This window comes from Pseudomonas sp. EA_35y_Pfl2_R5 (genome assembly GCF_963970805.1).
GTDB lineage: Bacteria > Pseudomonadota > Gammaproteobacteria > Pseudomonadales > Pseudomonadaceae > Aquipseudomonas.
Genome location: NZ_CAXAOW010000002.1, coordinates 517,040 through 536,502 on the forward strand (window position 1 = coordinate 517,040; position 19,463 = coordinate 536,502).

Sequence of the window (19,463 nt, forward strand, 5' to 3'; positions counted from 1 at the left end):
AACAACGAGCGAAAAACCCTACCGTCCGTTAAAGCAGGCTGAGCGCACACGTCAAGCTAAAGGCGTTGCAACAGCGCCGTCAAAGCAGCTTGCGGCTCCAATTGCCAGAGCGCGTAGCTCAGCGGCACGGCCTCCAATCCTGCGCGAGCCAGCACCAAATAGCGCTCTAGCTCAAGGAAAGCCTCGCTCTCACCGGGATAGCCAATCAGGTCGATGGCCAGGCAGCGCTCGCCGCGCTGGCAATATATATCCAGACGTTGCCCGGCCAGCGGATGCCCCACCCACGTACGCACACCCAGCTCCTGCAGCGCCTGACACACCGCCTGGGTAAACGCATCAAGAACGGGCGAAGGCGCGTCCAACTGCTGCCACACCTGTTCGCTGCGCTCCAGATAGCGGCGCAACAGGTGCCCGGCCGCCAGGTCGCGCTCGTTACCACTGAACAGCAGCACCTGGCGCTCACGGGCACGGGTGATGGCCACATTGAACATGTCTGCACGGTTGAGATAATTAGCCGCTTGGGAGCGGGCGTCGTGCAGTGCAAAGCTGATGATCATCAGATCACGCTCTTCACCCTGAAAGCCGTAAGGCGTGGCCACCAGCAGGCGAAAGTCGCGCAACTGCTCCAGCGACATATCGGCGCCAATACGCTGACGAATCGCCTCGACTTGATCGCGAAAAGGCGATAGCACGCCAATACTCGGTTTAAGCACGCTGCTGGCGTAGCGCGTGACATGTTCGCGAACCAGCGCCAATACCCGCTCCACCTCCGCGGCATTGACACCATTGCGTCCACGGCTGCCTGCCAGCCGCTCCAGCTGCAGGCTGTCGCACGCCTCCTGACCCGGCCGTTCCTTCATCACCTTGAGGCGCTGCTCGTAGAAGTGTTCGTTGCTAAAGCGGATCAGCGCTGGGCGGCTGCGGAAATGCTCGTCGAGGAAGATCACCGCTTCCTGCCGGGACAAGCGCAGACCGACCAGATCAAGCACGCTGTTATCACGGTAACTCCAGGCGTCACGGTCTTCGGCGGGCAGCCCGGCACGTTCCAGTAACAGCGTCTCACGGGCCCGCGACAGAAAGGAGATATGCCGCAACTGCCGCGCATCACCAGCAACCACCGCGCGCCGGCAGCGCTGCAATGCGGGCAATGCCGAGGCGATGTCGCACTGGGTGGCCTCATCCATCACCAGCACATCAAACAGACCAGCCCGTAGCGGCAGCAAACGATGCAGTTCATCCAGGCTGACCACCCAGATCGGGAAAGCCGCCAGTAAGCGTTGTGGGTCAATGTCCTCGAATAATGCCAATTGGCGCTGTGAGTTGCGCGCGCGAATGGCCTGGTTGTAGCGCACCAGGGTGTCTCGATCGCGGCTCAGTAACCGCTGCAAGCGACTCCGGCGGCGCACATTGATGTACTCACGGCTTAAACGTTCTCGGCGTTGCTGACACTCACGCAGCTCATCCAGCAACCCCCATGGCCTGGCACTGTTGCGCACCCGGTAGCGCGCCAGCGGCAACTGCAACCAACGCCGCCAGAACGGCAACGTGCCACGCTCGGCGCGCAACAACAGATGGCTCCAACGCTCGGCCCGCGCGCCACGACGACGAAAGCGCCCGGCCAGTGATCGCTCTTGCCTCAACAGCCGCTGCAGCTCCTGATACAAACGCTTCTCCACGCCGGCTTCGGGCACTGCCAACTCGCCTTGCAGCAGCCGCGCCAGCCGCTCACGCAAGGTTTTGAGCATGCTCTGACCGTCGCCCTCGAGCACCGCATCCTCAAGGCCGAAATCGTTGCGCAGCTTGTCGGCCATTACCCGTACCGCCTGCTCACTGCGGCTGACCAACAACACGCTTTCGCCTTGCAGGTAGCGGTCTAGAGCCAGCGCCGCCAAGGTATAGCTTTTACCAGTGCCGGGGGGGCCAGAAATCTGGCTCAGCTCGAAGCGCGCCGCGTTACCCAGTGCCTGACATTGAGCAGCACTGAGCAGTGCGGGCAAGGCCTGCGGGGTACTGGGCAACGTGGTCTCTTGCAAGGCAGAGGCATCGCCTAGCAATTGCCGCAGTGGCGGCGACAGTTGCTCTGCACTTTGCAGGGCTTGAAGTTCATGGGCGATACCACGGCTACCCATGCCTCGCGGCACCAGAGCTACAGCCGCACCGGCCTGCAGCGACAAGCTCTGGCGGCGTTGCGCTTTGCTCAGATCGGCTGCCGGCGCCAGCGCGGGAAACCCGGCGGCCATTTCTACGCTGGCCACCTGCGTAGCGTTTTCGACCCAGGCCAACAACTCACCCAAAGCCAGGGTGTCGATGGCAGCGCCAGGCAGTGGAAAATCATCCAGCGGCCGTCCCGCCTCAACCAGGCTACGCAGCAGGCGCCAGTTGGCCTGGGGCTGCTGCAGGTCGATGGCGAGGAAATAACTTTGCCCGTCCGCAGCGGGTTGCAAGCGCGCCTCGTAATACACCAGCGGGCCGCACAGATTGACGGTAGGGGCATCAGCCAGGGTCAACCGGCCGCAAACGGGCAACACCCCATAGACCAACTGCAACTCACGCTGATACAGGCGCTGCTGGGCATCTAGCGCTGCACCGAGCTCAGACGACAGCGGCAATAGCGGCAAGCCCCCGCTGGCCAGCTCCTCGCCGCCCTCCAGCCAAGCCCAGCGATCAGCCGGCAACTTGCCAAGGTTGTCCAGATCCAGATCACGGCTGTCGGCCAGGTAGCAGCTGCGGTAAAAGCCGATGCGTTGCCGTACCTGATCAGCAGACGCTTCACTCATGCATTGTTCGCATAACGGGCCCACAACACTTCAAATTCGCGGGTGTAAGCAGCCAGCAACTGGGGATGGTCGACCACCATGAAGTTCTCTTCATTGCTGGTACTGGCACTGCGGGTCCAATTGAAGCTGCCATTAAGCAGCAGCTGGCCGTCGAACAGGGCGAACTTGTGGTGCATATGGAACGGGCCGGAATCAATGCGCAGAGGCACGCCCTTTTCGCGCAGCCATTGCACGTCGCTGCCGGCGTCGAACTGTTTTTCGTTATCACTGATCACCCGCACGGTCAGGCCGCGCTGATGGCAGGCGAGGATTTCTTCGCTAAGCGGGTCGTCGGAGATGGTATAGACGCAGATATCCACACTTTTGCGCGCCTGGCGGCACAGTTCGCGAATCTTCCGCCGGCACTCCTCGCCAGGGCTGAAATGGGCGCTGGCGATATTGCGCGTCGGTACGACATTGGCATCCAGGGTCTTGATCACCTGTTCCAGCCACTTCAGCGCCGGCTCGGCGTTCTGCGGCTCGCGGATCAGTTCGCGCACCAGGGCAAAGGCGCGGTTGCGCATATAGCGCACCTGATCGGGGCTCAATTCGCTGCCGAGCTGACGCAGTTCGTCGCGCTCCTCGTTGCTCAAACGTAGATCGGCCAGGCTGTCGCGCAACTGTTGATCGAGACGGTTGAAATCCACTTAAGCTCCTTGTTTGCGGTGCAAGCGCGGGGAATAGCGCCAAGCTGCATAGAGCCCACCGCATAATGCGCCGGCCAGATGATACTCAAATGAGACGCCCTGCTGCGGCAGCAAACCGAAGACCCAGCCGCCATGCAGAAAGAACACCAGTACCGCCAGCAGCAGGTCGAGCCAGCTGCTGCGAAACCAAGCCCGCGCCAGCAGCAATGCCCACAAGCCAAACAACCAGCCGCTGGCGCCGACATGAATACCCTCGCGGCCGAACAGCCAGACCAACAATCCACTGCCGAGGATGATAAACAGGCTGGCCTGAATAAAATCACGCCTTGATTCGAGCAGGGCCAGCAGCCCCAACACCAACAGGCCGCTGAGGTTACTCAACAGATGCATCCAACTGCCGTGCAGCCAGGGCGCAAAAACAATACCCGGCAATGACTCCATTCGCCGAGGTATCACACCCCAGATATTCAGGCTGTAACCACTCAGGCTGTTGACCAGTTGCACCGCCAGCATCAGTGCGGCGATGCCCAGCAACAGCTGCACGCGTGGCACCAGCCCGGCCTTCATGGCGTTTCGCTGTCGCTGTCGCCGCCCAGGCGCTGCTCATGGCCCAACTGCTCGCCGAGGTCGCGCAGCTGGGTGGAAATTTCCAGCATGCGGTTGTGGGTGCGCAGGTCGATATCGATCTTCTTGTCCATCGCCTTGACCAGCGGCAGGAAGCTGTTCTGCAGGCTGTCGGCCAGGCCTTCCAACACTTTCTGCACCGCCGGTTGCGGCGGCGTAACCACCTCGACCTGCGGGCGCAGCTTGCCCAGGTTATCCAGGCCGGCGAGCAGTTCAGCCCAGGGAATAGTCGGCGCTGCGGCTTGCTCGCCGGGCGCCAGCTTGGCCAGGCCGCGCACACCCTCGACCAGATCGTTAAGCTGCGCCACTACCCGGCCACCGACATCGGTATCGCTGCCGCCCATGGCTTTGTTGCGCATAAAGTCGCGTTTGATCTGCGTCCAGCGCTCGGCTTGTTCGGCGGTCATGTTGCCGCGCAGTTCGGCGAGCTTGAGCAGGTTTTCCTCGGCGCCGGTGGTAAGCAGTTGGGATTCGCCCTGGTAGTGATCGGCGATCAGTTGCAGCACCTCAGTATCGTTCATCACCGAACTGATCTTCTCCGCCATCTTGTTCATGTTGCGGTAGCTGCCCTGCAACTTGAACGGCGGCTCGCTGCGGTACTGATCGGCCTGGGCGGCGCTGGCGATGTACTGCTGGTTGACCCGGCCGACCACATCGCGCACCTGCATCAGGCGCTGCAGGGTGGTGACGATTTCGTTGACCTCGGCGCCGCTGTAGCTGTGAGAAAGCTCGTTGCTGGAGAACGGCTTGCCTTCGGCCTTGGCGACGAAGCGATAGACATCGGCCATGTCGCGGGTGGCCAGCGGCGCCAGTACCGGGTTGGAGGTCAGGCCGTTTTCGATGTAGCTCAGGGCGAAGGCTTCCTGCATGCCGCCCAGGGTGTCGCCGAGGTTATAGATGTCAGCGCGATTGGCCAGCATATCCGGGATCTTGAACACGTCACCGGACTCGGTATAGGGGTTGCCCGACATGATCACGCAGAACTTGCGCCCGCGCATATCGTAGGTACGGGTGCGGCCCTTCCACACGCCTTCAATACGCCGCGTGCCGTCGCACAGCGAGATGAATTTCTGCAGAAATTCCGGGTGAGTGTGCTGGATATCGTCGAGATAGAGCATCACGTTGTTGCCCATCTCCAGCGCCAGGTTGAGTTTTTCCAGCTCCTGGCGTGAAGTGGCATCCGGCGCCTGGGCCGGGTCCAGAGAGCGCACCTCATGACCCAAGGCCGGACCGTTGATCTTCATAAAGATCAGCCCCAGGCGGTGGGCAACGTACTCCATCAAGGTGGTTTTGCCGTAACCCGGCGGCGAAATCAGCATCAGCAGACCGGACAGATCCGAACGGCGGTTCTCCCCGGCGGTGCCCATCTGTTTGGCCAGGTTGTCGCCGATCACCCCGAGATACACATCGTTGATCAGCTTGTTACGCACAAAGGAGCTGAGCGGCTTGGGCTTGAACTCGTCGAGGCGCAGCGCCTCACGCTCGCGCGCCACCACTTCCTGGCGCAGCGCTTGGTAGCGCTGCAAACCGGGCAGAAACTGCTCGCGGTGCACGCGCAGGCGGGCGAAGAAATCATCCACCGCCAGTACCAGTTGCCGCTCGCCGATGCGTGGGTGTTCGCCCATCAAGTCTTTGGCGGTGAAACGCAGGTCCACCTCGGTGATGCGTTTGGGCAGATCTTCGGCAAGCAGGCTCAAGGCCACGGCTTCGGGCACACAGGCACTGAGCGCGGCGAATTCGTCTGCCGCGCAGAGGCCACGCAGCCAGTTCTCGACTAGGGTCCACTGGGCCGCCGGGCGCTTTTGCAGGCTCTGCAGGGTTTGCTGGTAGAGATCCCAAGCATGCGCGGTCTGCAAGCGCGTCTGCAGACCGACCAGCAGTTCGCGAGCGTATTTGCTGAAAACGAACTCGATACGCTCGGCGGCCAGTTCCTGCACCAGGTATTCGGCGGCTTCGGCCAATGTCGCCAGGGTCAGGCTCATGCCCTGCTCGGCGATATAGCCGGCCATGGCTTCGGCGATTTCCGCCTGCAATTGCAACAGGCTGTCGCGTTGGCCGAACAACTGCTGGATATGCCGGGCGCTGCGCGCGCGCTGCGGCCATTGTTTGGCATCGTCACGAAGCTGCGCCTGGCCCCAGAAAAAGCTGGCGAAACCACGGGGCAAGGCGCCGTAGCTGAGCAGCCCGGCGCTGTCGCGCAGCGGCAGTAACTGGGCAAGAATCAGCGCCGCATCGTGGTCGTGGATGCCCTTCTCGTAACCTTCCTTGTAACGCGGCGCAGCGAAGTCGCGGATGCTCTTGATCAGCGCTTCCGGTTGCGCCAGTTGCTGTTTGAGCAGGTCCAGGCTGAGACCATCGCGACCGGCGTCGGCAGCGGCCAGCACTTCGCCGGCCAGGTATTCGGCGCGATAAAGCGTGGCGGACTCGGACTCCAGGGCCACCTGCCAATAATCGCGTAGGGCTTCCAACTCGGCGTTTTGCAGCGGCTCGAGGAACTCGGTGCCGGTCAGGTGTAGGTAGAGCTGATCGCCGCGCGGCATCAGGGTCAGGTCCAGCTCCTGGGTGTTGACGCTGAAGCGGTGGCGCGGGCCGAGCTTGATGACATTGCCGCCCTCCTCGAACAGCTCACTCTTGTCGCGCAGGCTGCGCACCGCCTGGTCGCGAGCGGCCTTGAGGCGTGATTCGACATCCTCGGCCTTGACGCTGTCCTTCAGCTCGCGCAGGCGCTCGGCCAGTTCGCGCAGCTTGAGAATCAACGGGTCAGAAGCGAAGAAGGCGTTCAGCTCGTCGGGCTGGGTCAGGCGCGCGGTGCGCCGACCGAGGCTTTCCAAGATCCGCCGGGCGGCATCGAGCAGACCCTGGGCCTTGCGCTGACGCTCGTCGAGCAGCGCCTGCTTGTGCGCTTCGAAGGTTTCCAGCAGCTCTTCGCGCTTGGCCAGGATATCGCCGAGGAACTGCTCCTGATCGCCGAACTGGCTCTCCAGCTCTTCCAGCTGTACCAACAGGCGCGACAGTTGTTCGTCGCAGCGTTCAGGGTCCTGGGCCATAGCCAGGGCGTTGGTGATGCCCTGGCTGAACAGTTTGAACTGGGCGCCGAACTGCGCCACCGTCTCCGCCGAACCCAGGCCTTTGCGCCGTTGTTCGGCGCGGGCCTTGGCCTGGTTGAGACGGGCGTAGACTTCGGAAATCGACTCGACGATCTCAGTACGCTGGGTGGCGTCGTCGATCGGCAACGAGGCCATCAGGCTGGACAGCATATCCAGGTTGCCGGCCATGGCCTGCAACGCCACCAGCGGCTCATTCAGTTGGCTGACGCTTTCGGCCTTCTGCGCCTGGGCGTCGAGCTGAGCCAGCTGCTGCACATAAGGCTCCAGCGCCGCCTTACTGGCGAGGAACGCCGAGGTCGCAGTTGCGACCTGCTCCTGGGCCGCCAGCAAATCACTTTCCATGGCATCGATACGTGCCACGTCGATATAGCGGTAGTCGCGGATGGTCAGCAGTTGGCCGCGCTGGGCATTGATGCCATTGAGCGCGTCGACGAAGTGCTGCACCTCGTCCCAACTGTCGATCAGCAAGCCAGAGAGCAACGTTTGTTGCCGGGTTTCGGCCTCGGCCATGGCGCGCGCCGATTGCTGACGAATGCTCTCGACCTTCTCGAACTCGTCGAGCACCAGCTCGCCCGTGGCGGCGATTTCGCGCAGCAGCGGTGCCATGCCCTGGCACTGGGCATCGCCCAGCCAGTGGTAAACGTCGAACAGACGTCGGGTGTTCTGACACAGCTGGGTGTAGCGTGACACCGAAACTTCCGGGCTCTCAATCTCGCGGCTGAGGCCCAGCAGGTCGGAGACGCCGCGAACCAGCTCGGGATTGCCGATACGCCCGAAGAAGCCGCTGCGCACCGGTTGGCGGGCGGCGAAATCGTCGCTGCAGAACGGCGTCTGCCAGATCTGCATCGGGTGAATACGGGTCGGTTCGCTGCCTTCCGCGGCGAAGATCACCATGCGCCCGTCTTCCAGGCGCGCGTAGCCGTGGCCAAAGATCGGGTTGTGCAGCTGGCGATTGATCATGTTGTAGGTGAACAGCGCCGAGCGGCCTTCTTCCGGGTGGTAGAAGATGTACTGCACGTCCTCGCCATTGGGCGAACGCACCGCGCGCTTGAAGCGCATGCCGCCCATGGGTTGCTCGAACGCCTTGGATTCGCCGTTCTGCAGGTAATAGCCACCCGGGAAGATGATGCCGTGGTCTTCCGGCAGCTGCACACAGGCCAGGCCGATGGCGTCGATGCGCTCGACCTTCTGCGTCAGACTGTTGAACACCAGGTAGCGCCACTGCTCTTCGCGGTACGGCAGGACTTTCAGCAGGATCAGGCTGCCGAGCTTGGCGTACTCGATCTGCGCATCGTCCAGCGACTGGGTCTTGTCGACCACTGCTTCGCGGTAGATGCCCTGTCCGTCTTCGGTGTTGTTCTCAACCTTGACCGTGAGGTCGCCACCGATGGTCTCGACGAAGATGGTGTCGAGAATATTCATATGCGGATGGCGGCCGTTGATCACCATCTCGCGGGAAGTCTTTTGCCATTCGAAGTCGAAGGGCGCCGGCAGCGCTATGTCGCGCTCGCCGCGGTTGTCGATATAGCGAACCTCTTTGCCGTCGAGGGAGATCGACCAGCGAAACACGCGCACATCGGTAACGCGCTCGCCAATCTGAAAGCTGGCCAGCAACTTGCCATCGCGTACCAGCAATTGCAGCAAGCGGGTGTTCTTGTAGTAGGTATAGAGCTCATTGAAGTCGTTGACGAAGCTGCTCTGGCCAAGAAAGCTGTCGGCCAGCGCCACACTTTCGGCCTCATAGCCTTCGTCCTGCTCGCTCAGGCGATACAGGGAGAACACGTCCTCGACCCGGGTTTCCTTTTTCAGGCCGAGGAACACGTTGTAGCCGAACAGCAGATTGTCGCCGACCTGGACGATATCGCGCGCCGTGCAGTTGTTCTCGGTGCGGATACGGACTCGGCCGATCACCTCCATCTGGCTGCTGCCGAACTCCTGCAAGCGTTGAGCGTTCAGCGCCTCAGTGGTCTGGCGCAGGCGTAGGCCCTGCTCCAGCAGGCGCTTGTGCAGCACCTCATAGGCACCGCCTTCGGCGACGGCCTTGTCCAATACGTCCTGTGGCTGGGCTACGGCTGGAGCATCCGACATCGTGGTCTTCCTGAATCTGCGCTGTCTGTAAGCAAGACGCCCCCGCGCGGCGGGGACTGGGACGAGGGCCGGCGGCAACCGGCCAAAGGGTAAAAGCGTGTAACGCTGCCCCTTAGTTATGCACCGATTTTTTCCGCGACCTCGGCCAGCTTGTCGCGCATAGCTGGGTCGAGCTCTTCCGGTTTGATTCGGGCAATGATGTTCTTCAATACCCGCGTCTCGTTTTCGTCGATCACCCCGTCACGCTCAGCAATCTGCAACAGCGAACTCAACTCTTGTACATCCAAGCGGCCATCGTTGGCGAAGCACTGGATAGAACGGAAGGACATTTCCAAATAGTCGCGTGGCTCTGACATAACGTTTTCCCTGTCTCATATAGGATGAATAAGGCTCTGCGCTTAGCGCCTTATTCAACTAAGCAGCACCCGACGTAATCAACAGCGTCAGGTGCCGGGCTGACTCACACTTCGGTGACATTCGACTCTGGCGCTTTTGTTTCGCCGGTACGACCGTTCAGCAAACGTGCAAGGACGTCCTGCACAACTGGGCTCTTGCCGACCACGCCTTCGATGGCTTTGCCCACCGACAGCGATTTGGCGAAGGAATTGAAGAAGTCGCCTTCGCCGCCGACGATCTCGATCTTCGCCTTGGCCAGCGCCGTGGAGAGCACTTCGGCTTGATCCTTGGCGATGTCCTTGTTGGCCGCAATTGCAGCCATGGCTTCTTCGAAGTTCTTCTCCAGCTGCATACGGAACTCTTCGTGCTGACGCGCGTTGTCGCTGAGCGCGTCGAGGGCGCTGAACTTCTTGCCCAGACCTTCGGCCTCGGCATTCAAGCGCTCAAGCAACACATGGGCTTCGGCCATACCCAGATCCTGGGTGGCTTTGGCCTTGGCCGCACCCAGTTGTTCTTCACCGCGCGCCTGCGCACCGAGATTTTCTTCCAGCACTTTGGCGTCGGCCATGCCGTCTTTCTCTTTCGCAGCAGCCTTGGCTTCGGTGACCCGTGCTTCAGCCAGGCCCTTCTCCTGCTCACCCTTGGCTTCGGCGATCAGTTGCTCGGCATGTACACGTGCTTCGGCCAGGCCTTCCTTCTCCTTGGCTGCGGCAGTTACTTCACGCACCCGCGCATCGGCCAGACCAGGCGCGGCGCGCTCGGCCTCGATACCTTCGGCCATTTTCTTCTTGGCTTCGCTTTGCTTGGCTGCGGCTTCCAACTCGGCCTGGGCCAAGTTGTTGATTTCCACCGCCTTGTGCTGGGAACGAGTCTCGTCGGCTTCGGCCTGTTTGACCTGGCGCACCAGCTCCTGCTCGGCTTCGGCTTGGGCGTTAAGCACCATAACCTGCTTGGCGCGATCGGCTTCGGACACTTCACGCACTTCCTTGATGCGCTCTTCTTCCTGAGCCACGGTCTTCTCGACCGCGACGCGCTCACGGATCACCCCGGCGATGTTCTTGCGCTCAACTTCCAGGGCCTTTTCTTTCTCGATGCGCTGCAGCTCAACTTCACGCTCGCGCGAGACGATTTCCAGATCCTTGGCGCGGGTGACTTTTTCCACCTCGATCACCACGGCGCGCTGGCGGTTCTGCTGTGCCACTTCAACTTCGCGCTGATGGTTCTCGGCGCGGATATCCAGTTCTTGCTGGGTATTGATCCGTGCCTGCTCGGACTTCAGGCGCTCTTCTTCCTGCACTTTGAGGGTTTCGGCCTGCTCGCGGGCGCGAATGGTCTCAATCTCGCGTTTCTGCCGCGCCACGGCGTCTGCTTCCTGGCGTTCCAGAGACAGCGTGGCCTCGCGGGTTTCGACATTCTTCTTCTTGATCGCCAGCTCTTCGTTGCGCTCCAGCTCGTTGGTGATAACGTTCTGCGCGGCGGTCAGCTCGGTGATCTTGCGGATGCCTTCGGCATCGAGAATATTGCTAGGGTCCAGGGACGCCTTGGAGGTCTGCTCCAGATAGTCGATGGCCACGTCTTCCAGCACATAGCCGTTAAGATCGTTGCCGATCACCTCGACGATACGGTCGCGGAAGTCCTGACGGTTCTCGAACAGCTGGACGAAGTCGAACTGCTTACCGACGGTCTTCAGCGCTTCAGAGAACTTGGCGTTGAACAGCTCATTGACTGCGCTGCGGTCAGAAGCGCGCTCTACTCCAATGGCCTTGGCCACTTTGAGCACGTCTTCCTGGGTTTCGTTGACCCGCAGATAGAAAGCCACAGTGATATCGGCGCGCATGTTGTCCTTGCAGATCAACCCGTCCTTGGCGCGACGATCCACTTCCAGAGTGATCAGGGAGATCTTCATGAACTCCTTGAGGTTGATCACCGGATAGACCAGCGAGCCGGTGAAATGCACCTTGGGAGTGGAAGACATATCGTTGACGATCAACGCCGTGCCTTGGGGAACCTTGATATAGAACGCCTTGAACAGCACGTAAAAGGCAAAAAGAAAAACAAAGAACAGACCAAGACCGGTCAGGAACAACATCAGTACTTCTGGCATTTTAAATCGTCTCCTTGATAGCGGGTCAGAGCCCGTTGAATTCGTCTTCGCTGACCACTCGGTAGGCGTGCTCTGCCTCCAGATACTCCAGCAGCACCACCCGATCCCCGCGTTTGAAACCGCAGGACTCATCGGCACGCACACGCAAAATCAGCCCCGCTCCGCCGTCCTCCAGCGTTACTTCGCCATGCTGCAGGGTGACCCGCCCACTGCGTACCACGGCAGTCTGACCGAGCACCGACTTGCGAGTAGTGCTCTGTAATTTCTGGAACAGCGGACGTAGCGGCCGACACAGTGCAGCGGTGATCGGTACGGCCGGCACCAGCGCTAGGCCGATGGAGAGCAATCCCAGCGGGTAGCGCAACCAGCCAAAAGCGATATACCGCAGCACAAACATTTCGATCAGATAGCACGCCACCCAGGCGAAGAAGATCAGCAGGCTCAACACCAGCGTTACCGGCACACCCCCCAGCCCCAGCTTCATCAGCAGCCCGGCCAGGCCCTCAAGCTCAATGCCCTCGCCATCCAGCGAGATATCCGCATCCAGGGCGTCTATCTCGAAAATGCCCACGGCAGCAATCAGCCAATACAGGAACACCGCACACAGCAGGAAGCTAAACAGCACCACGGGGAACGTCAGCGAAGTCTGAAAGAACAGCTCCATCTTCTTTACATCCTGGTAGTAGAAGAAGCGGGAGCTGCAGCTCCCGCATGACCGGCTCAGGCCTCGGGCTTGACCCGACCTTTCAGCCGCGCCAGCACGCTGTCGGCGCTGGCGTTGTCCGGCACTATACCGGCCGCGCGTAGTTTGACATCGAGGGCATCATCCGGGGCGCTGGTTTCGGCCAGTTCCGCCGTCGCTTCCATTTTCGCCGCGCGCTCGGCCTGTTTGAGCTTGATCCGCTCCAGCGATTCGACGGCGGTGTGCAATTTGGCCTGCGAGCCGCCATAGCGCTGCGCCACAGCCATCTGCGCCTTCTGCACGCTTTCGGTGGCCTTGACCGTATCAACCTGCTGCTTGAGGCGTTTGATATGCCCTTCCGCCTGGGTTACCGCTTTGCGCAACTGCGCCACGCTGGCCGCAAACCCATCGGCCTGCTCACGGTCGCTGGCCTGTTCGGCTTCCAGATTGGCGATTTTCTCGGCGACTTCCTTGGCCAGGGTTTCATTACCAGCATCCAGAGCCTTGAGCGCGTACTGCTCATACTCGGCAATCTTCGCCGTGCTCTTGCCCAGGCGATCACTGGCCAGTTTCTGCTTGGCCATAATCTCAGCCAGGGCTTCCTTGGATTTGCGCAGCTCAAGGTCAGCATCGCGGATCTCCTGATCGAGAATGCGCAGCGCCTGACCGTCAACCACGGCCTCACCCACTTCATTGGCGCCGCCACGCAGCGCCGTCAGCAACTTGCTCCAGACGTTCATAGCATCACTCCTTAGCATCAGCTTTGAGGAAGCCTTCGTAGGCTTCGGTAGCCTTGATTACGTTGTCAGCCAACAACTCGATCTCAAATACCACGTCGGTCAATGTCGACGCCGAACTCAACGCACCGAACATGGTGTAGCAAGGCTGGCCATCCGGCAGGGTTTCCAGACCGATGCACGACAATGGAAACAGTTTGTGGGTGCGCAACACTTCCTCGTTGAAGGCCGCCCTATCGCGCACATCGGCAGCCGGCCAAAGCAAACTCTCGACCACGATTTGCTCGCCAAATACGGCAATAAACAAAGGCAGATCGCCATAGTCGTGCATGGTCACATGCAAGCTGGCGTCCGAGCTTTGAATCAGCTCGATGCTCGCTTGCCCACCCTTGAATAACTCAGCGGCCGATAGCGCATCGTATAAAGCCTGTGCAGTCCAAACCTGCGGCATGCTCATACCCTCCTCCTTTTCCGTTGAAGCCAGCTTTACTGAGTGCGGCTGGCGAAGTTTCCGCTCGAACGCCATAAGCAGCGGGGCATGCTCTGGCAGTATCCAGACCTCTTTTTTCACTAACCCCTGCTCGCGCAGACGCTGACGAAAAAGACGCTGGTAGTGGGCTGATGATTTGCTTTCCATGAACGCAGACTAGCCTTACACATGTAATGAATCAACAGATCACATGTAATATTTTAAAACGCATGTTTACTGTTTTTCAGGCGTGCGAAAGCGCGTCACTCAAAAGTAGCGCCGCAGAAAACACACAGGGAAAAGTCGCAGGAGGAAACCATCCAAGGCTAGCAACGCAGAGCATCCATTCGTGATGGCAATTTAACGTCATATCGCTCATCAACTAAACAGCTAAATCTGCCAACCCCATCGCAGCCACAACACCCGCTAGCGACTATTCAAATATGACGTGACACCCCGCAATCGAATAGCCTTGGTCAGCCCCGCCAACGGAACCACCTTATGAACACATCCAGCCAACCCCTCAACGGCCTGAAAGTGATCGAGCTCGGCACCCTGATCGCCGGCCCCTTTGCTTCGCGCATCTGCGCCGAATTCGGTGCCAAGGTCATCAAGGTGGAGTCGCCTGATGGCGGCGATCCACTGCGCAAGTGGCGCAAGCTGTATGAGGGCACTTCGCTGTGGTGGTTTGTACAGGCGCGCAACAAGCAGTCGCTCACTCTCAACCTCAAACACGAGACTGGACGCGAGATACTGAAAACGCTGCTCAGCGAAGCCGACATATTGATCGAGAACTTCCGCCCCGGCGTGCTGGAAAAGCTCGGCCTCGGCTGGGACGTGCTGCATGCACTGAACCCCAAGCTGGTGATGGTGCGCCTGTCTGGCTTCGGCCAGACGGGACCAATGAAGGACCAGCCAGGCTTTGGCGCGGTGGGCGAATCCATGGGCGGACTGCGCTATATCACTGGCTTCGAGGATCGACCACCGGTGCGCACCGGTATCTCGATTGGCGATTCGATTGCCGCGCTGTGGGGTGTGATTGGCGCGTTGATGGCGTTAAGACACCGAGAAGTTAACGGCGGCAGCGGCCAGGTGGTCGACGTGGCGCTGTATGAGGCGATCTTCGCCATGATGGAGTCCATGGTGCCGGAGTTCGATGTGTTCGGTTTTATCCGCGAACGCTCCGGCAATATTATGCCCGGCATTACGCCCTCCTCGATCCACACAAGCTGCGACGGCAAGCATATTCAGATCGGCGCCAACGGCGATGCGATCTTCAAGCGCTTTATGCAGGCCATCGGTCGCCAGGACCTGGCCGATGACGTGGCACTGACCAGCAATGATGGTCGCGACGCGCGGCGCGATGAGATTTATGGTGTGATCGACCGCTGGGTTGGCTCACTGCCACTGGAGCAGGTGCTGGCGATCCTTAACCAGGCCGAAGTGCCGGCCAGCCGCATCTTCAGCGCCGAGGACATGTTCCACGACCCACAGTTTCTCGCCCGAGAAATGCTCCTGTCGGCCAAGCTGCCAGACGGCAAAGCGTTCAAAATGCCCGGCATCGTGCCCAAACTGAGCGACACACCGGGAGAGGTGAACTGGGTAGGCCCGGAGCTGGGCGAGCACAATGAACAAGTGCTGAGCGGGCTGGGTTATAGCCGTGAGCAGATCGCCCAATTGCATAGCGATGGCGCCATCTAATCAGCAACCCCCAGCAAACGGGCTCTAACTAGCAGGCCGCTTTAACGCAGGACTGCCAACGCAGGCAGTGCTCCAACAACCTGCTAGAGGTGAACGCCGTATTTGGCGTAGATCCCCTCAATAACGCCGCGCCGCTTGAGCGTCAAAATGGCCGCATCCAGCTTATCCAGCCAAGCTTCGTGGCGCGGATGAACACGCATGCTGACATCGAACGAGCTCATTACATCGCCGACTTCGAGATGACGGTAATCCGGGACCTTCGCCAGGCTGTATTGCGCAATCGCCTTATTGACCACAATTTGATCAAACCGCGATTTCGCCAACATCTCCAGCAACTGCGCTTCATTCAGCGCATTGCGCCGATCGAGCTGTCCCGCCTCGATCAACGCACGCAAGTCAGGATAGGCATAGCCACGTACCAGCCCCACTGACTTGCCGCGCAAATCCTCAGGCCGCGCCACCGGAAAAGCCTTGCCTGGGGCAAACACCATGACATCGACAACCTTGCCAAACGGCACGGAAAACACCCCCGGCGTCAACTGACCCTGCACCCAGCCAGGGTAGACACCCGGCTCGATATCCAACTGCCCGCCATTGAACAACAAGCCGATGCGCGGATAGGGGTAGTAATGCACACTGAACGTGTCACCCGTCAGCTTGCCCAACTCATCGAATATGTCCTGATAGATACCGGTTTTACCCTGCTCGATCATCATTGGCGGGTAGTTGTAAAAACCAACTGAAAAGGTAGCGGCGTAGACGCCAGCCGAGAAAGAGGCAGCGCACAGCAGAAAAACCATCTTGATCAACCATCTCACTGCGTCACCCTTACCAACCCTACGCATATCACACTGCCGCTAGAACGCACCAAACAGCCAGGCGATCATTACGCCCAGAACAAGTAAGCCCAACAACCACAACATACCGCCATGCCCGCCCGACTGCACCACCGAGACGCCACCCGGCTGTCGCTCAGACCCGTAATGATCCACAGCCTCCTTGGCTTCTTTCAAGCCAATGCCCTTGAGTTCACGTAGCAGCTTAATCGCCTCGATCTTCTGCCCACGCTCAAGCGCTGCTATCACCTGCACTGGCAAATCCTGATCAAACTCCGTCATCACACACTCCGCTCCCATATCCTTGCCAGAGCATAGCCGTAAAAAAAGCCGGCCCCTTGCGGGTACCGGCTTTATCGACCAGCGTCAGGCTTAGAGCGGCTTACCGCGATTACCGTGCTGAGCCACGAAGCTCTGTACGGTTTTCAGGTCGTTGGCCAGCACTGTGCAGCGCTCTTCACGCTCGAACAGATCCGCCAGATGTACGGGCAGCGCCGGCGCCTGACCAACACCAGCCTTTTCCACCGCTTCGGGGAATTTCACCGGATGTGCGGTACCGAGTATCACCATCGGCGTACTCAGGTTGCGACGGCACTCGCGCGCGGCACGCACACCGATCGCGGTATGCGGATCGAGCAGCTCGCCACACTCGTTGAACACCTCGGTGATGGTTTCGCAGGTCGCTTCGTCGTCCACGGCGAGGGAGTCGAACAACTTGCGCGCCTCGGTCCAGCGATCCTGATCGACGCTGAAACCGCCACCTTTCTTGAAGGTGGCCATCAGGTCGTTGATTGCCGCGCCGTTGCGCCCGTACAGGTCGAACAGCAGGCGCTCGAAGTTCGACGAGACCATGATGTCCATCGACGGCGACAGGGTCGGGTGCAGGTCATCCTTCACGTACTGATTGCCGCTCATAAAGCGGTGCAGGATGTCGTTGCGGTTGGTCGCGACAATCAGCTGGCTGATCGGCAGGCCCATATTGCGCGCCAGGTAGCCGGCGAAGATGTCGCCGAAGTTACCGGTCGGCACCGAGAACGCCACGGAGCGCGCAGGGCCGCCGAGCTGCAGGGCTGCGTGAAAGTAGTAAACGATCTGAGCCATGATCCGCGCCCAGTTGATAGAGTTGACCGCAACCAGGCGTGTGCCCTTGAGGAAGCCCTGGTCAGCAAAGCTGTCCTTGACCATTTCCTGACAGTCATCGAAGTTGCCTTCGATGGCAATGTTATGGATGTTGTCGCCGAGGATGGTGGTCATTTGCCGGCGCTGCACTTCGGACACACGGTTGTGCGGGTGCATGATAAAGATATCGACGTTATCGCAGGCCTTGCAGCCTTCGATGGCCGCCGAGCCGGTATCACCGGAGGTGGCGCCCATGATCACCACACGCTCGTTGCGCTTGGCCAATACGTAGTCAAGCAAACGACCGAGCAGCTGCAGGGCGAAGTCCTTGAAAGCCAGGGTTGGACCGTGGAACAGCTCCAGCACCCACTCGTTGCCGTTCAGCTGGCGCAGTGGCGCCACGGCGTTATGGGCGAACACACCGTAGGTTTCTTCGAGGATTTTTTTGAAGTCGGCATCCGGAATGCTACCGGTGACAAACGGGCGCATCACCCGGAAGGCCAGCTCGTGGTACGGCAGGCCAGCCCAAGAAGCGATTTCTTCCTGAGTGAAGCGCGGCAGGTTTTCCGGAACATACAGGCCGCCATCACTGGCCAAACCGGCGAGCAGCACGTCTTCGAAATTCAGGGCCGGTGCCTGGCCACGGGTACTGATATAGCGCATAGGGGCAAACCTTCGGTTGAATCTTTAAAAGCCGCAGCAGCCTGCGGCCAGAGGCTGATTAGTTCAACTGCTCGACGCGGATACGCACAACGCTGCCGACCACATCCTCAAGCGCCTCAAGGGCGCTGATCGCTTCGTTAATCCGCACTTCCACCACGCGGTGAGTGACCAGGATCATCGGTACCAGGCCGTCCTGCTCTTCGACCTCTTTCTGCATGATCGACTCGATATTGATCCCGCGCGCCGACAGAATGCTCGCCACCTGGGCCAGCACGCCCGGATGATCCTTGGCCTGGATGCGCAGGTAATAGGCGCTCTCGCAGGCCTCGATCGGCAGAATCGGATGATCGGACAACGAGTCCGGCTGGAAGGCCAGGTGCGGCACGCGATTGGTCGGATCAGCCGTCAGCGCACGCACCACATCAACCAGATCAGCGATCACCGAGGACGCGGTCGGCTCCATGCCCGCACCAGCGCCGTAGAACAGTGTGCTGCCGGCGGCGTCGCCATTGACCATCACTGCGTTCATCACACCGTTGACGTTGGCGATCAGGCGATCGGCCGGAATCAGCGTCGGGTGTACGCGCAGCTCGATACCGGCGTCTGTGCGGCGCGCCACACCGAGGTGCTTGATGCGGTAGCCCAGCGCTTCGGCGTAGTTCACGTCGGCAGTAGTCAGCTTGGTGATGCCTTCGGTGTAAGCCTTGTCGAACTGCAACGGAATACCGAAAGCGATGGACGCCAGGATGGTGAGTTTATGTGCAGCGTCGATACCTTCTACGTCGAAGGTAGGATCAGCCTCGGCGTAGCCCAGCGCCTGGGCTTCGGCCAGAACATCAGGGAAGGCGCGGCCTTTCTCGCGCATTTCGCTGAGGATAAAGTTACCGGTGCCGTTGATGATGCCGGCCAGCCAGTTGATGCGGTTGGCCGCCAGGCCTTCGCGAATGGCCTTGATCACCGGAATGCCACCAGCCACGGCGGCTTCGAACGCAACAATTACACCCTTCTCGCGGGCCTTGGCGAAGATCTCGTTGCCGTGCACGGCGATCAGCGCCTTGTTGGCGGTAACCACGTGCTTGCCGTTCTCGATGGCCTTGAGCACCAGCTCTTTAGCCAGGGTGTAGCCGCCGATCAATTCGATAACGATATCGATCTCGGGGTTATTCACCAGCTCGAAAGCATCGCTGGTCATGCTAATACCGGTCGTGTCGTACTGCGGCTTGGGCGAGCGAATAGCGATCTGGGCAACTTCAATACCACGCCCTGCGCGCCGGGTAATTTCCTCGGCATTTCGCTTGAGTACATTCAACGTACCGCCACCGACGGTACCCAGCCCACAGATGCCTACTTTCACCGGTTTCACACTGAACTCCCCATCTGCACTGCGTAAAACGGCCGGAGCAAGCCCCGGCCGTAGAAAAAGAGCCGCACCATACGAAGCGGCTGTTTATTAGTCAATCAGGCGCGAACCTCA

At 60.1% G+C, this 19,463-nt stretch carries 14 protein-coding genes; 1 reads left to right on the top strand and 13 read right to left on the bottom strand.

The window, feature by feature from the left end:
• Positions 1–56: 56 nt before the first annotated feature.
• From AACX99_RS06330 to bacA, 9 genes are all read right to left on the bottom strand, one after another.
• Entirely contained in the window at positions 57–2,777 is a 2,721-nt protein-coding gene (locus AACX99_RS06330; RefSeq protein WP_339410343.1) for a DEAD/DEAH box helicase, read from the bottom strand.
• Entirely contained in the window at positions 2,774–3,463 is a 690-nt protein-coding gene (locus AACX99_RS06335; RefSeq protein ID WP_339410344.1) for a phospholipase D-like domain-containing protein, read from the bottom strand. Before AACX99_RS06335 ends, AACX99_RS06330 begins: the two co-directional genes overlap by 4 nt.
• Entirely contained in the window at positions 3,464–4,030 is a 567-nt protein-coding gene (locus AACX99_RS06340) for a rhomboid family intramembrane serine protease (RefSeq protein WP_339410345.1), read from the bottom strand. It abuts the gene before it with no gap.
• On the bottom strand, positions 4,027–9,282 hold the full coding sequence (locus AACX99_RS06345; protein WP_339410346.1) for a DNA repair ATPase: 5,256 nt from the start codon (positions 9,280–9,282) through the stop codon (positions 4,027–4,029). The genes AACX99_RS06340 and AACX99_RS06345 overlap by 4 nt, the downstream gene beginning before the upstream one ends.
• 116 nt (positions 9,283–9,398) lie before the next feature.
• Positions 9,399–9,638, bottom strand: coding sequence for a hypothetical protein (locus AACX99_RS06350; RefSeq protein ID WP_339410347.1), 240 nt, complete (start codon positions 9,636–9,638; stop codon positions 9,399–9,401).
• Positions 9,639–9,742: 104 nt separating this feature from the next.
• On the bottom strand, positions 9,743–11,782 hold the full coding sequence (locus tag AACX99_RS06355; RefSeq protein WP_445261838.1) for a hypothetical protein: 2,040 nt from the start codon (positions 11,780–11,782) through the stop codon (positions 9,743–9,745).
• 25 nt (positions 11,783–11,807) lie between these two features.
• On the bottom strand, positions 11,808–12,446 hold the full coding sequence (locus AACX99_RS06360; protein ID WP_339410348.1) for a hypothetical protein: 639 nt from the start codon (positions 12,444–12,446) through the stop codon (positions 11,808–11,810).
• A gap of 56 nt (positions 12,447–12,502) precedes the next feature.
• Positions 12,503–13,204 (bottom strand): PspA/IM30 family protein, encoded by a 702-nt coding sequence (locus AACX99_RS06365; protein ID WP_339410349.1) that lies wholly within the window; start codon positions 13,202–13,204, stop codon positions 12,503–12,505.
• A 4-nt stretch (positions 13,205–13,208) separates the two neighbouring features.
• A complete protein-coding gene (gene bacA / locus AACX99_RS06370) occupies positions 13,209–13,838 on the bottom strand; it encodes a biofilm formation regulator BacA (protein WP_339410350.1) in 630 nt (209 codons plus the stop codon).
• Positions 13,839–14,171: 333 nt separating this feature from the next.
• On the opposite strand from bacA, the gene AACX99_RS06375 reads away from it, so the two are divergent.
• A complete protein-coding gene (locus AACX99_RS06375) occupies positions 14,172–15,371 on the top strand; it encodes a CaiB/BaiF CoA transferase family protein (RefSeq protein WP_339410351.1) in 1,200 nt (399 codons plus the stop codon).
• A gap of 83 nt (positions 15,372–15,454) precedes the next feature.
• On the opposite strand, the gene AACX99_RS06380 is transcribed toward AACX99_RS06375, so the two are convergent.
• From AACX99_RS06380 to AACX99_RS06395, 4 genes are all read right to left on the bottom strand, one after another.
• Complete coding sequence (locus tag AACX99_RS06380) at positions 15,455–16,171, bottom strand: substrate-binding periplasmic protein (protein WP_339410352.1); 717 nt, start codon at positions 16,169–16,171, stop codon at positions 15,455–15,457.
• 57 nt (positions 16,172–16,228) lie between these two features.
• Positions 16,229–16,489, bottom strand: a complete 261-nt coding sequence (locus AACX99_RS06385; protein ID WP_339410353.1) for a ribosomal protein L7/L12 — start codon at positions 16,487–16,489, stop codon at positions 16,229–16,231.
• Between the two features lie 90 nt (positions 16,490–16,579).
• Positions 16,580–17,989, bottom strand: coding sequence for a threonine synthase (gene thrC / locus AACX99_RS06390; RefSeq protein ID WP_339410354.1), 1,410 nt, complete (start codon positions 17,987–17,989; stop codon positions 16,580–16,582).
• Between the two features lie 58 nt (positions 17,990–18,047).
• Positions 18,048–19,352: a homoserine dehydrogenase gene (locus tag AACX99_RS06395; RefSeq protein WP_339410355.1), complete on the bottom strand. Its 1,305-nt coding sequence runs from the start codon at positions 19,350–19,352 to the stop codon at positions 18,048–18,050.
• Between the last annotated feature and the right edge of the window lie 111 nt (positions 19,353–19,463).

Coding starts and splice junctions, on each gene's coding strand:
- AACX99_RS06340 (WP_339410345.1), bottom strand. CDS start 4,030: ATGAAGGCCGGGCTGGTGCCACGCGTGCAGCTGTTGCTGGGCATCGCC.
- thrC (WP_339410354.1), bottom strand. CDS start 17,989: ATGCGCTATATCAGTACCCGTGGCCAGGCACCGGCCCTGAATTTCGAA.
- AACX99_RS06365 (WP_339410349.1), bottom strand. CDS start 13,204: ATGAACGTCTGGAGCAAGTTGCTGACGGCGCTGCGTGGCGGCGCCAAT.
- AACX99_RS06360 (WP_339410348.1), bottom strand. CDS start 12,446: ATGGAGCTGTTCTTTCAGACTTCGCTGACGTTCCCCGTGGTGCTGTTT.
- AACX99_RS06350 (WP_339410347.1), bottom strand. CDS start 9,638: ATGTCAGAGCCACGCGACTATTTGGAAATGTCCTTCCGTTCTATCCAG.
- AACX99_RS06385 (WP_339410353.1), bottom strand. CDS start 16,489: ATGACGGAGTTTGATCAGGATTTGCCAGTGCAGGTGATAGCAGCGCTT.
- AACX99_RS06345 (WP_339410346.1), bottom strand. CDS start 9,282: ATGTCGGATGCTCCAGCCGTAGCCCAGCCACAGGACGTATTGGACAAG.
- AACX99_RS06380 (WP_339410352.1), bottom strand. CDS start 16,171: ATGGTTTTTCTGCTGTGCGCTGCCTCTTTCTCGGCTGGCGTCTACGCC.
- AACX99_RS06375 (WP_339410351.1), top strand. CDS start 14,172: ATGAACACATCCAGCCAACCCCTCAACGGCCTGAAAGTGATCGAGCTC.
- AACX99_RS06330 (WP_339410343.1), bottom strand. CDS start 2,777: ATGAGTGAAGCGTCTGCTGATCAGGTACGGCAACGCATCGGCTTTTAC.
- AACX99_RS06355 (WP_445261838.1), bottom strand. CDS start 11,782: ATGCCAGAAGTACTGATGTTGTTCCTGACCGGTCTTGGTCTGTTCTTT.
- bacA (WP_339410350.1), bottom strand. CDS start 13,838: ATGGAAAGCAAATCATCAGCCCACTACCAGCGTCTTTTTCGTCAGCGT.